This is a genomic window from Alkalimarinus coralli, from assembly GCF_023650515.1.
Classification (GTDB): domain Bacteria; phylum Pseudomonadota; class Gammaproteobacteria; order Pseudomonadales; family Oleiphilaceae; genus Alkalimarinus; species Alkalimarinus coralli.
In genome coordinates, this window is the sequence record NZ_CP096016.1 from 3,606,183 (window position 1) to 3,619,219 (window position 13,037).

Annotated in this window: 13 protein-coding genes; 5 read left to right on the top strand and 8 right to left on the bottom strand. The window is 46.4% G+C overall.

Annotated elements, in window-relative coordinates:
* Positions 1-13: 13 nt before the first annotated feature.
* On the bottom strand, positions 14-475 hold the full coding sequence (locus MY523_RS21995; protein ID WP_370301100.1) for a DUF3565 domain-containing protein: 462 nt from the start codon (positions 473-475) through the stop codon (positions 14-16).
* A 144-nt stretch (positions 476-619) separates the two neighbouring features.
* On the opposite strand from MY523_RS21995, the gene MY523_RS16155 reads away from it, so the two are divergent.
* Both MY523_RS16155 and MY523_RS16160 read left to right on the top strand, forming a co-directional pair.
* Complete coding sequence (locus MY523_RS16155; RefSeq protein WP_250655713.1) at positions 620-1,414, top strand: tetratricopeptide repeat protein; 795 nt, start codon at positions 620-622, stop codon at positions 1,412-1,414.
* Positions 1,398-1,700, top strand: a complete 303-nt coding sequence (locus MY523_RS16160) for a GIY-YIG nuclease family protein (protein WP_250655714.1) — start codon at positions 1,398-1,400, stop codon at positions 1,698-1,700. The genes MY523_RS16155 and MY523_RS16160 overlap by 17 nt, the downstream gene beginning before the upstream one ends.
* A 72-nt stretch (positions 1,701-1,772) precedes the next feature.
* Here MY523_RS16160 and MY523_RS16165 read toward each other — a convergent pair whose 3' ends face one another.
* The 4 genes from MY523_RS16165 to MY523_RS16180 all read right to left on the bottom strand — a co-directional run bounded on the left by MY523_RS16165 (position 1,773) and on the right by MY523_RS16180 (position 6,696).
* The gene (locus tag MY523_RS16165) at positions 1,773-2,087 is read right to left on the bottom strand and encodes a DUF1244 domain-containing protein (protein WP_370301101.1); all 315 of its coding nucleotides are present in this window, start codon (positions 2,085-2,087) and stop codon (positions 1,773-1,775) included.
* Between the two features lie 29 nt (positions 2,088-2,116).
* The gene (locus MY523_RS16170; protein WP_250655715.1) at positions 2,117-2,497 is read right to left on the bottom strand and encodes a hypothetical protein; all 381 of its coding nucleotides are present in this window, start codon (positions 2,495-2,497) and stop codon (positions 2,117-2,119) included.
* Positions 2,498-3,071: 574 nt separating this feature from the next.
* Complete coding sequence (locus MY523_RS16175) at positions 3,072-3,959, bottom strand: alpha/beta hydrolase (protein ID WP_250655716.1); 888 nt, start codon at positions 3,957-3,959, stop codon at positions 3,072-3,074.
* Positions 3,960-4,359: 400 nt separating this feature from the next.
* Positions 4,360-6,696, bottom strand: a complete 2,337-nt coding sequence (locus tag MY523_RS16180) for an efflux RND transporter permease subunit (RefSeq protein ID WP_250655717.1) — start codon at positions 6,694-6,696, stop codon at positions 4,360-4,362.
* Between the two features lie 424 nt (positions 6,697-7,120).
* Here MY523_RS16180 and trhA point away from each other — a divergent pair, with 424 nt between their 5' ends.
* Positions 7,121-7,786, top strand: a complete 666-nt coding sequence (gene trhA, locus MY523_RS16185) for a PAQR family membrane homeostasis protein TrhA (protein ID WP_250655718.1) — start codon at positions 7,121-7,123, stop codon at positions 7,784-7,786.
* Between the two features lie 77 nt (positions 7,787-7,863).
* Complete coding sequence (locus MY523_RS16190; RefSeq protein WP_250655719.1) at positions 7,864-8,277, top strand: rhodanese-like domain-containing protein; 414 nt, start codon at positions 7,864-7,866, stop codon at positions 8,275-8,277.
* A 68-nt stretch (positions 8,278-8,345) separates the two neighbouring features.
* Here MY523_RS16190 and MY523_RS16195 read toward each other — a convergent pair whose 3' ends face one another.
* The 3 genes from MY523_RS16195 to MY523_RS16205 all read right to left on the bottom strand — a co-directional run bounded on the left by MY523_RS16195 (position 8,346) and on the right by MY523_RS16205 (position 11,943).
* Positions 8,346-9,248, bottom strand: coding sequence for a DMT family transporter (locus MY523_RS16195; protein WP_250655720.1), 903 nt, complete (start codon positions 9,246-9,248; stop codon positions 8,346-8,348).
* Between the two features lie 363 nt (positions 9,249-9,611).
* The gene (locus tag MY523_RS16200) at positions 9,612-10,349 is read right to left on the bottom strand and encodes a substrate-binding periplasmic protein (protein ID WP_250655721.1); all 738 of its coding nucleotides are present in this window, start codon (positions 10,347-10,349) and stop codon (positions 9,612-9,614) included.
* A 31-nt stretch (positions 10,350-10,380) separates the two neighbouring features.
* Positions 10,381-11,943 (bottom strand): ABC transporter substrate-binding protein, encoded by a 1,563-nt coding sequence (locus MY523_RS16205; RefSeq protein WP_250658836.1) that lies wholly within the window; start codon positions 11,941-11,943, stop codon positions 10,381-10,383.
* 392 nt (positions 11,944-12,335) lie between these two features.
* Between MY523_RS16205 and MY523_RS16210 the strand changes: the two genes are divergently transcribed.
* Positions 12,336-12,896, top strand: a complete 561-nt coding sequence (locus MY523_RS16210; protein ID WP_250655722.1) for a TMEM165/GDT1 family protein — start codon at positions 12,336-12,338, stop codon at positions 12,894-12,896.
* Positions 12,897-13,037: the final 141 nt, after the last annotated feature.

Here is a 13,037-nt window from a genome sequence, read left to right on the forward strand (position 1 = left end):
TCTTCATAGTAGTTCACTGTTCTTCATAGTAGTGGAAGCACATTTGCACATCCCCTTTTGGTATGAGCGTATAACCTGTGCCAGGCGGAATGACCGCAGAAAACTCAGGGTCAATAACATACCCCTCCACATGATCTGTATGGCGTTGATAAACCAGTTCACCTTGAGATACGACGAGCTCAATCCAGCAATCACTGGCATTTTCCTGAGGGCCAGAGCATTGCTGTTGCAACATTTGCTGATCAAATAACGGCGAGCAGGTGACCCGTTTCGCATTGCCAGGTATAGCCGGCATATTGCACTTTTTGCAGTTCAGTACCTGACCTAACATACTCTCCCTGCCAGCGTCATCCAATACCCAAGGCCGGTTTATCCAGGGAGGGTTATGCCTGACATGTTGACGGTGGCCACACTCCAAATCTGCAACCCAGTCACCAAGATCATCAACATGAAAACCGACTATTTTCTTTTCCACTACTCACCTTTCTTTTAGTCCACCTTAGCGCCACCCTTCTGATAGCAGCTCGATGTTTATCGACACTAACCGCTAAGTTACCGGCAATGATATACTCTCCCACATACCTAACACTACACTATCGTCTTCTACCAGGTCTTTACTATGCCGCTTAAATCACTCTTTTCTTTGTTTTCAGATCAGCGTTCAGATGATTCTGCCCCCCTTTGGCCGGAAGAGCGGCTTCCAGAACAGCAGCTCGCTCAAAATACGGCCCTATTTCATGCCCAATACGCACAAATAAGCGACCCGCAAGAGTCATTCGATTTATGCAAACAAGCGGCAAATGAAGGGGTTATCGACGCGCTGTATCTACTCGGCGTTATGTATGAGAACGGAGACTATTTACAGCAAGCTGCCGAGTGCTATTGGCGCGCCGCCAGTAAAGGAAAAGCTGAAGCCCAGTACAACCTGGCACTCATTTACGCTCAGGGTCGACTTGGACAGCAGGACTACCTGACTGCATTTCACTGGTTCGAAAAAGCTGCCGATGCAGGTATTGCTCAAGCGCAGTACAATCTCGCAAACTGCCATGACCAGGCACTGGGCTGCCTCGGCGACAAGGTAAAAGCCTTTAATTGGTATATGGCAGCAGCAGAGCAAGGGTTTGTGCCTGCCTGGCAAAATATTGCAGTGATGTATTACCAAGGCGAAGGGGTCGAGAAAGATTTGGTTAAAGCCTATGGGTGGACGCTGCTGGCGGCCAAGGCAGGTCAGGAAGAGTCAATAATGTCAGAACCCGTACTGACCAAAGAGCTCACACCAGAACAGGTTATTGAGGGCAAAAGTTTACTTGAAACACTGATAAAGCAGTACAGTGCATTTCTAGAAAATACCACTGCCCAGCCCGCTATCGACCAGTTTTATGATGCGGTCAAAGCCAATGCTAAAGATGAATGATCCGCACTCTTCAGCCTGGTGGGTCTATCTAGTGCTGACAGATTCAGAGCAGTTGTATACAGGCATTGCCAAAAATCCAGAGCGCCGCTTTGAGGAACACTTGGCCACCTACGAAGGCAGAGGAAAAAAAGGCGCCAAGTTTTTCAGGGGTCATAAACCAATAAAAATAGTCTATCGTGAGGCCGCTGAAAACCGTTCAGCGGCCACCCGCCGAGAGATAGCAATAAAAAAACTCTCGCCCATAAAAAAACGAGCACTCACGACCACTCCCCAAAATCAGACATAGGTGCTGTTCAAATAAGCAGACATAGAACTGTTCAAATAAACAGACGGTGCCAACCGAAGCAGATTAGTACAACTAATGCTTATGGGACTCTTTAAATTTTTCTAACTGCTCGGCGGTCGCCTCCTTCTGATACTTCTCTTTCCAGTCAGCATAGGGCTCTCCATACACTCGTTCTCGGGCAGATTCATAGTCAATCTCAACGCCACGCTCTTCTGCGGCGGTAACGTACCACTTTGACAGACAGTTTCTGCAAAAGCCTGCCAAGTTCATTAAATCGATATTTTGAGCATCTTTACGCTCATCAAGATGCTGCAGCAAACGCCGAAATACAGCGGCCTCTATATCTGTTGCTTTTTTCTCGTCAATTTCTTTGTTTTGATCCGTCATGTGCATCCTCTTTTGTGCATCAACACGCATTAAGCCAAGTCATTAAGTTCAATATTTTCGGTAATGTAAAGCATGACCTCTTCAGCCTTATCCTCAGTTAGCAGCCCTAACCCAACATGAGCATCAATGTAGGCCAGTAAGAAGTTAAGCTCATAATGTGCTTTGGTTTCTGCATCGGCCTCAAAGCTGGCAAGCACACGCTTGGCAGAAAATTGGTACAACGCTTTTTGCTTGTCTTTATCTTTAATGCCCCGGTTTAAACTACACAGTGCAGCACCGTATTTGAATAAGTAACTTTTCTGCTCTGCGCCAAGCTCTGGCTGCTCACCTTTTAGCAATGTCCAGGCAACCCCTAAAGCACTCTTTGCCTCATTTGCCCAACCAGAAACCTCTCTCGGTATCTCTCTCATCTTGAATACTCAACTATATAATCGCGATAGGTAAGGTTCATCATCAACGACATCAAACCTTCACCTATTATGACGGATTTGCCCCTATAAACAAAAACACGCTCTACAAGTGTATGAGTTCGAAACAGTGCGCTCGACTGTTACCCTTTGTAGCGCTCTTCCATTATTCATTATTATTCTCTATTAACAGCGGGTTAGTACGACTAATGTCCAGCTACTTTTTTATACCCTCTCATCGTATACTAACCAGCATCATGGTTTATGGCACCAACACTTGAATAAAATAGTTTCAGCGTAGCTGTCACCTTTTTATACAGAGACAAAGAAGAGTAGTTCATAAATTACCTTAAGAGGGCAGCACAACAAAATAATTTAGTTTGTTTTTTAAAAGATGGGGATTGTTAATTGCAATGGTATTAAGTGCTTGTGCGATTCATCTCATTCAGGGGAATAGTCATGACTGATACAGCTAATTCATTTTTAAAAATAACCGCTGCAATGCTCGTTTACTTGGCGTTATCAAGCTTGGCAGAGGCCGTTGTTTTTATCTAGACCGCCTCTCTTTTTGTGGGATTTAAACTGGGGACATTGTTCTGACAAACATGCCGATTTTTTGAATCGCCTGGCGTCCCTCCGGCAAGATACTCGCCGCAAACTGCCACACATGAAACATGCCCGGCCACACCTGCAACTCAACTAATGAGCCCAACTTATTCGCTCTTTTAGTAAACAGCCTGCACTCGGGCAGTAATATTTCATCCCCACCCACCTGAATCAGCATAGGCGGCAAATTGTCCAGTTCACCAAAAAATGGAGACAAGCCTGGCTGGGTTCGATCATTGATACCGGCATAGTGCTGTGCAAAAAAACGGATACGTGACGGCGTAATAAGCGGATCACTTTTCAGCGTTTTAGATAATGAGGACATTGAACAACTCAGATCAAGCCATGGAGAGAGACAAACGCCGGCTGCAGGCATCGGCATTTTTTTATCCCGCAACGTCTGCAATAACGCCACGGTTAACCCGCCTCCTGCTGAGTCGCCCGCAATAACAATTTTTTCAGGCGAGACCCTCTCCCTTAACAGATATTGATATACTTTCAGCGCATCATTCAACGCCGCCGGATAAGGGTGTTCTGGCGCAAGCCTATATTCCACCATGAGCATTTGCGACTTCGCTGCGCGGGCGATTCTTGCGGCAAGCTCAAGATGCGTGCGGTTAGATCCGATGGCATATCCCCCACCATGAAGATACAGGATAACTCTCGAACTACAGTGTGTTTTGTGATTAACCCATAAAACAGGGATATCATCGACATGGGTTGCGTCAATTTGGAAGTTTCTCGGAGGGCGAACCAGAAAGTGGCCGCTGTCAGAAAAAAAGCGGTAAGCGGGCAATTCATTAGGAACAAAGCGTATTCCAAAACGAATCAGAGACTTAATTAACATGGCTCGATTCACAGTCGACCTCCTGCGATATGTTGTTACTTCAAGCGCAAGGCTTAAATACCGAGAGGTGAAGGCGTAATGTTACGCCTAAAAGCCAGCTACGCGCACAACCAGCTAAAACACGCAGCCCAAAATAAAAATTATTATTTGGTTCTAAGTTGAATGGCACTTACTTAAGACATAAAGATCCCGCACAGTCATTCCCGCGCAGGCGGGAATCTATTTGGAACGGAGTCTACAATCCTCTGGATCCCCGCATTCGCGAGGATGACGAACCTAAGTAAGCCCATTCATTCCTAAGTTAATTTATAGACCACAAAATCAATTTGATCAAATTTCGTACAGCCATGACTCGCAGACCTGCTGGTAAGTCTGCGAGTCATAACGTCGTGCAAAGGTCTCTTATAGTTTTTTATGGAGTGGCTTCGCGAAGCTCCTGAGAAGACTGTGCCAAAGGCTTCGAACCATCAACCTTAATTAACAATGACGGCAGGAACAGGAAATCCCAGATCAATGCGATAATAATGGTAATCCCTACCATTAGTCCCATCGATGCATTGACATCAAAGCTCGAGAATGCCAGTACAAAGAAGCCTGCAGCCAGCACCACTGTGGTAGTAATGATGGCTTTACCTACCACCGTAAATGCGTACTCAATCGATTTTTTCGCATCATAGCCGTGAAGCTTTCTGGCTCGAATATACTTGGTAATAAAGTGGACGGTATCATCCACAACAATCCCCAGTGTGATCGCAAATATAACAGCAACGGCCAAGTTTACTTCGCCATCAAAAATTCCCCACAAACCAAAAGCCATACCCGCAGGGAATGCATTGGGAAGCAGGCTTAACAAACCATATTTAAAGGAGCGCAGTGCCACCAGCAGCGTCAATGTCACCAGCACCAGTGCCACCAGTGAGCCTGTCAGCATGCTATCTATATTTCGTTGCCCAATATGAGCAAACATAATCGACACACTGGCGCCCGGCGTGACCATTTCGGGGGCATTATCCACCAGCCATTGTTGTGCACGCTTATCCAGATCAATCAACTGCTGGGCTTTCTGGTCTTTTACTCTCACCCTGACCAACAAAGAGGACTTGTCACCATCGATCTGATTGTTCAGATCAAGTCCAAATGGCAGAGACATCTCATAAAGCAATAGGTACTGCGCCGCCAGTTCCCGGCTATCCGGTAGGCGATACCACTCAGGGTCATCATTGTGCATATTCCTATTAAGTCGTTTGATTACATTGGTGAAGCTGCTGACATGGACAACCTCTGGCTGAGATAGGTACCACTGTGAAAATGCTTCAACCTTTGCCAGGTAAGCAGGGTCATTTACACCATTGCTTTCACCGCTGTTAAGTGAGTATGAAATAATGTCAAAGCCTGTCAGGTTTTGCTGAGTATAATCGGCTGCTTGACGGAACGGCACATCCTCGTGGAAATATTCCACCGTGTCATCATTCAACTCATTTTTGAACATAAAACTAACCAGCACGATAGCACCCACTAACAGTCCCCAAAAGAGCGGGTTATATCGGCTAATTGCCAGTCGAGCAATTGCGCCGGTTAGCTTGTCCGAACCCGAGTGCTGCAAAGGAGGCCGCGCTTTCATCGGCAACAATAAAACAATGAATGGGAATAAGGTCATACTGAAAAGAAAGGCAGCCATCACACCAAATGCCGAGATATTTCCAAGCTCCTGAAACGGGGGTGAGTCACTGAAATTCATACTCAGAAAGCCGATGGCTGTCGTCAAACTGGTCAATAAAATAGGCTGAAAGTTAAGCGACAGACTCTCTTTCATCGAGGCCACGCGTCCATCACCTCTGGAAAGGTTATACAAATAATTATTAAGAATATGCACGCAATCGCACACAGCCAGCGTCAATATAATAATTGGGCTCATCACGTTAACCTGATTCACGGCATAACCGACCCACCCCATAAACCCTTGTGTGGCCAGAACACTCAAGGCAATAATTACGACGGTACTGATCGTGCCGACAACCGACCGCAAGATAAACTGGAGCAACACAACAATCACCAGAAACATAATAGGTATCAGCTGGGTCATGTCCTGGGTCGACATTTCGTTAAAGGTATTATTAACAACCGTCTGCCCGATAAGATAGATCTTGAGGTTTGGGTTTTCAGCTTCAAGCCGATCTCGCAATGCCCGGGCGTAAGCAACAACTTCCACCGTTGCTTTATCTGCCTCTACCCGTAGATCCGGTAAGTTAAGATTCACTGAAACAGCCGTGGCGTGAGCCCTATTGGAGATCAGGTAGTTTACTAATTGAGGTTCTGCAAGCGCGATATCTTTTAGCTCGTTAAGACGGTCAAGTGATATTTGTGCAGGGTTAGCAACAAAGTCTTCAACCACCAAATCATCTTCTTCAACCCAGGTATGCTGGTAGTTTGTTATAGAGTCAACTCTGGAAGAATAAGGCATCTTCCAGGATTCTTCAGTCAGTTTCTTGATGCTCGCCAGAGTTTCCGGGGAGAAAACCGTTTCATCTTCGGGAGCAATGACAAAGGTAATATTGTCACTCTTGGTGTAAGTTTCCTGATTGGCCTCATGGGCCAGCAACTGCGGATTGTCATCACTAAAGAATATTTTATAGTCGCTCTCAAAACGCAGAGAGCCGAGCCCCATCCCTAAAGCCGCAACCAAAACCAAACTCAACAATGCAAACCACACTCGATATCTAACCAGTGAGCCTGACAATTGACTAACCATAACGATAAAGTCCCTTTTTAATATTATTTTGATATTGGCAGCAATGATAAAACATACAACAGAACAACGACATAGTTATCGGCATACTCTTGCGCATTATCTGATTGCCATCTAAAAATGATGTTGACAACAGCAACATAAAACCAGATGACTCACAAAGTTACAACAATTTTTTGATTGATGGTTAGAAAATAGTTTGCGACAAACCTTCATCCCAGTTTTACATTTCTTTTACATAGCCCTCATCACGTTTAAATAAACGATCAGCCCCTTAATTAACAAATAAATCTGTGATAGTAATCACTTACAAACTAATCAAACAGACTACCGCTTACGCAACAGCACATTGCACCAGCACACAACTCAAAGCTAACATGCACACATCAATTTCTGACTGTTTTCTGAGCATATTATGGCAAAACCAATGGCAACGGATACCCACGATCTTCAAGATGAGAGCTACTCAGTCGCTGAAGAGTTGATGAACAGTCTCACCCATGGTGCTGGTGCTGTCCTCAGCCTAGTTGGGCTGATACTACTGATTGCGTATGCAAGCCCTATGAATGACCCGTGGAAAATTATCAGCTTCACAATCTATGGCATTAGCCTAACCTCACTTTATCTCGCATCAACGTTGTACCATAGCGCCAAGTGCCCCAGACGGCGCGAAACGTTCAAAATGCTAGATCACTGTGCGATCTACGTTCTCATTGCAGGTTCCTACACACCTTTTTTGCTCGTCAGCATGCGGGACAATGTTGGTTGGCCTATGTTTGCAGCGGTATGGGGCATCGCATTACTAGGAATCATATTAAAAATCGTATTCAAACATCGATTCCACAACCTCAGATTGGCCACTTACCTGATTATGGGCTGGCTGGTAGTCTTAGCGGGAGCCGATTTAGTCAACTCAATTGCCTCAGGCGGGTTAACCCTGCTTATTGCAGGTGGCGTTACCTACACGTTGGGCATCATTTTTTATGTGGGTGACCGAATTCCTTTTAATCATGCGATCTGGCACCTTTTTGTACTTGGCGGCAGCGCCTTTCACTACTTTGCCGTTTATTATTATGTCTTACCCATCGCCTAGCTTGCCCATTGCACACAGCTCGATTGATCACGTACCATAATCATAGAATACAGTGTTTATCAAATAAGGTGAGAGCTATGACCCGACCCATTACCAACAGATCACTAGTTTATCGTATGGTCTCTTTTTTGTTGCTCTCACTGCTGAGCGTGGCCTCTTGGGCAGACGTCGCAGTGATTTCACAGCAAACCCTGATCGACAAAATGGCAAACAACACTCCTCTACTCATTCTTGATGTCCGGTCACCAGAAGAGTATTCAGAGGGTCATGTTCCCAGCGCTATTAACATTCCCCACACTGAAGTAAAACAACAGCTGTCGCTGATTAAGCAAGCTGCAAAAGACGGTAAGCAAATTGTTGTTTACTGCCGGAGTGGTCGACGGGCGGGCTATGCTGAAGAGGTATTACAGGCATCGGGCATTCAGTCACTGCTTCATCTGGAGGGTGATATGATCGCATGGAGCAAGAACAACCAGCCAATTGAGCAATAAGATAGCGCCTTCATGACAGGTCATTAAGCACTATTGGGGTGCGCGCTCAAACAAGCGCGCACTTGGCACTAATTAGCACCTCTAACTTTGCCTTGCACTGCATTGAGCAATACATCTCCCCAATGATAAATAACCAGCCCCAACACTACGCAGGCTGCGCCACTTATCAGCGGTAGACCTATCACCTCATCATTTAACAAAGCACCGAACAAAATAGCGAAAACAGGGGTGATCAAAGTTACCAGTGCCACCGTGCTCGGAGCCATTTTCTGCAGCACATAAAAGTATGATACGAACCCGATTAAAGATCCAAACAATGCCAGATAAATTATCGACATCACCGACTTGGCACTCCATTCAGACACCGTAAAGGGTACGTCAAGCAGCACCATACTCAAAGCATATAGTGGCAACGATAGCAGTAACGCGCCCACGGTCGTCGAAAACGGATGAAGGTTTTCACTGCGTTGCTTAACCAGCACGCCACTGGCGCTAAACAGCACTACCGCCAACAATATCAAGACCATTCCGGCCCAGCCATCACCACTTATCGTAAGGTCATTCATACAAATAATTGCTAGCCCAGCGACTGCAACAAAGGTTGCAGCCCAACGGACTCGAGTGAATGTCGCATCGCCCAAAATTCGCTGAGCCAATAACCCTGAAATGAGGGGCGACAACCCAAACACAACCGATATCAAACCGGATGGGATCGACCTGGCAGCGAGATAGGTACATAGCATTGCACCGAAAACACCCAGTACAGAGCAGCCGTACGCATGTATCGCCTGTTTGTGCCACGGCAGTGGAATTCGTCGCCATTTCAATATCAACAACCCAATCACTGCGGCAATAGACATTCGCAGCAAAGCAGCGATAACGGGGGGCACGGACTCACTGCTCCACACTACCCCGAGAGGGGTGGTAGACCAAACAATAACGACAGCAGCGTAAGCTGCGGGAATAGACATTGCTCTCTCCTTTTCCAAATAATAAAACCCTTGGGCTAAAGCAAACTCATTGGCAAATTCAGAATACAGAAAGAAAAAGGCCGCAGAGCTTAGCGCTGCGGCCTTCAGGAATTGTGTTAGATACGGTACGTTTGAATAAAACTACAACTCAATACAATCACTCCTCACAACACCTCCGACGCACAGCAATTGGCAGACTCGTCGAGACATAATCCGCCACTGCATAATCGGTTTACAATGTTTTGAAGTTACTAGTTTTGAGGTTACGATTTTCATATTTAGCGTTCTAAGTTGTTTGTGTGCTTCTCAATACTAGTTGCTGGTTGAGTGCTGTTCAATATTAGTCGAGTACCAGAAGTTAAGTCAATCGCGTGAACGGTAAATACTTTCAACATCCCCATTACGATACATCTGGGTAATTGTTTTTTGTAGCGTCTTCACCGTAGCCGGGTCAACCGCAAGGTTACATGCCATTGCTCTAACCGTAGTAAAAAAGACCAGTTCAGGTTCGGAGATAGGAAGTTTTTCGTTTTTAACCAGAAACCGTGCCGACTCAATATCCGATACCCACAGATCAATCCGCTTTTTCAGGAGTTTGCGGGCATTTAGCTCATTACGACCGGCATATTCGACATTGAACCCCAAGCCTTCAAGGTACTCCCCCACCCCGCTACCAAGATAACTGCCAACCTTGTATGGTTTTGCGTCTTCAAGGGTTTTCAGTTTGACCGGTACATGAGGGTGGCTGAACATCCCATGCCGGGATATCAGCACCGGGCTGACCCATTGAAAAAGCGCTTCGCGCTCCTGACTTCGCTCAACCGGAAAAACGCAAAAGCTGTCTGTTTCAGCGGTCGTTAAAATAGCCCTTTTCGGCGGCATCAGCCTTAGTTTGTAATCAATACCAGACTGGCGAAAAAGCTCTCTCACCACACTAACAACAACACCAGCAGGCTCGCCGTTATGCTGGTATATCAGCGGTTTTTCAATAAATGTCACCACATTGAGTGGTTTTGCACCCACGCCACAGGCCATTGCAGCAAGTATTACTCCCCCTAAAAATACTAAAAATGAGTGTTTTTTTGTCGTTAGTGTTTTCATCTTGCACTGTCTGTTCCCAGGCACGAATTGTCTATTGCCAGGCACGAATTGCCTCTTCATAGCTTAAGGTTTTCCCTTTGGGCCGCTCATTCCGTTTCGCTTTAGGTGAGCCGTCCCGCTTTAACCAGACCGCTTCTGACTCAACTTCGTTCAGCACTGGTTTACAGCGCAGTACTGACTCATCCGCTATTTGCTGTAGTTCTGCATCCATCGCCGAAGCCAACTGTCGCATCGCGTCTTCTACCGTTTCTTTACCTTCAACCGCGCGAGAAACAAATTGCCACCAGTAGTTGGAAAGCCGAGCATAGTCCGGCACATTGGTACCGGTTGGCGTCCACACATCTCGCCCTCTGCTGCGATAAAACTCCACCAGCCCCCCTAAATACGGTGCTCTTTCAGTCATCACAGGTGATTCAATATCTGACTCTCTAATCGGTGTTAACCCAACCAGCGTCTTCTTTAAGGAAATCGACTTGGAAACAACAAACTGGGCATATAGCCATGCGGCATCACGGCGCATAGGCGGGGTATTTTTTAGCAGCGTCCAGGATCCGGCATCCTGGTAGCCCAGTTTCATACCCTCATCCCAATATACGCCGTGAGGGGAAGGTGCCATACGCCATTTAGGCGTCCCGTCTTCGTTAACAATAGGGAGGTCAGGGTCTGTCAGCGAGGCGGTAAAAGCCGTATACCAGAACACTTGCTGCGCGATATTCCCTTTCGATACCCACTCTCCAGCCTCGGTAAAGTTCAGCTCCTTGGCTTCTGGGGGCGCGTACTTATCAAGCCACTCCACAAATTTAGTCACTGCATAAACTGCGGCGGGGCTATCAATAGCCCCGCCCCGTTTGACCGATGCTCCAGCGGGCTGGCAGCCAATGACCCTAATGCCCCACTCATCAACGGGGTAACCATTAGGTAAGCCTTTATCGCCGGCCCCGGCCATCGACAGCCATGCATCAGACATACGCCAACCCAGTGACGGGTCTGTTCTGGCGTAATCCATATGCCCCCAAACCCGTTCGCCATCAATCTCTTTTACATGAACCGTAAAAAACTCTGCGATATCTTCGTATGCGCTCCAGTTATCTGGAACTCCTAACTCATAACCATATATAGCTTTGAATTTTTTCTGTAGATCTGGTCTGGCAAACCAGTCATGGCGATACCAGTACAAATTGGCAAATTGCTGATCTGGTAATTGGTATACTCGCCCATCGGGCGCTTCAGTAAACGAAATACCGATAAAGTCATCCAAATCCAGCGTGGGCAGGGTAACACTCTTTCCTTCTGCCTCGATGTAGTCACTCAGAATTACTGTTTCGCCAGATCGATAGTGGTAGCCAATCAAGTCGCTGTCATTAATATACGCGTCATAAAGATTAACCCCGGTTTGAATCTGGGTTTGCAGCTTTTTGATAACATCATCTTCGCCGGTCAATTCGTGCACAACATTGATGCCGGTGATGTCACTAAACGCACGGGTCAGCACGTTGGATTCATACACATGAGTATCAATTCGTTCAGAGACGACACGAATCGTCATTCCTCGAAATGGCTTTGCCGCCTGAATGAACCAGCGCATCTCATCCATTTGCTGCTCGGGCGAAAGCGTAGAGACGCCGAACTCGGTATCCAACCACTTCTTTGCAGCAAGCTCATACGCGCTATCTTTACCAGAGACAGTTTTTTCAGGAACTGCTTTCTCAGGAACAGCGCCGCCCGTTGAAAAGGAGACGAATAAACCCGCTAATAGAGACCATCTATATCGTTTCAGAACACACCCTACATTATGGTTCGCGCAGTAAGTTTGTTACTACAAGCCAATATTACTAACCTTCACAACACTTAACCTATATACCTTTAGCTAGAGTATAGCGGCTATCTATATGTTGAGCAGAAATAACATGATATCGTCAATATTCGGGACAATAAATGGGCCTTATACCCAACGACAAAGATTAACAATTTAGAGACCAAATTTCTGTGTTAACTTCACTTCTATCTACCTTTCTATTGATATTTGCCGCTGAGTTCGGCGACAAAAGCCAGCTCGTTTGTATGCTTCTGGCAAGCAGACATAGAGGGTTGCCAGTATTTTTAGGCGCAATTTCAGCATTCGCCATTCTTAACCTGCTAGCTGTAACAGTGGGGGTCGCGCTATCCCGGTTAATTCCCGATCAATGGCTATCGGCGCTGGTCGCCCTGCTCTTTTTATTTTTTGGAGTCAACGCGTTACGCCAACCCGAAGAGGACGATGAAACAGTTGAAGAAAAACCTGGACATACCGTCTTTATCACCACATTCTTGATGATATTTGTAGCCGAACTGGGCGACAAAACCCAGCTGACAATCGCCGCCTTAGGCGCATCACACCCTGCTGAAACAGTGTATATCGGCGCAACCCTGGCGCTGGCACTCACCACCTTGATCGGTGTCATAGGTGGCCGTTGGGTTACCCAGCATATCAGCGCGACTGCACTTCACCGGATTAGTGGAATACTGTTCCTGCTGTTCGCCGCCTGGACAGCGTCAACCATTTTTTAACAGGTTACGCGAAAAATAACACCAAGACTTGACCTAAGAGTTACTCACAGGTTTTAAACTGTTCCATACTGTTAAGTGAGCCCTATTGCTGCTGGTTATGACAAAATAGACAGCAGCCCACCCCAGACACGACACACTGGA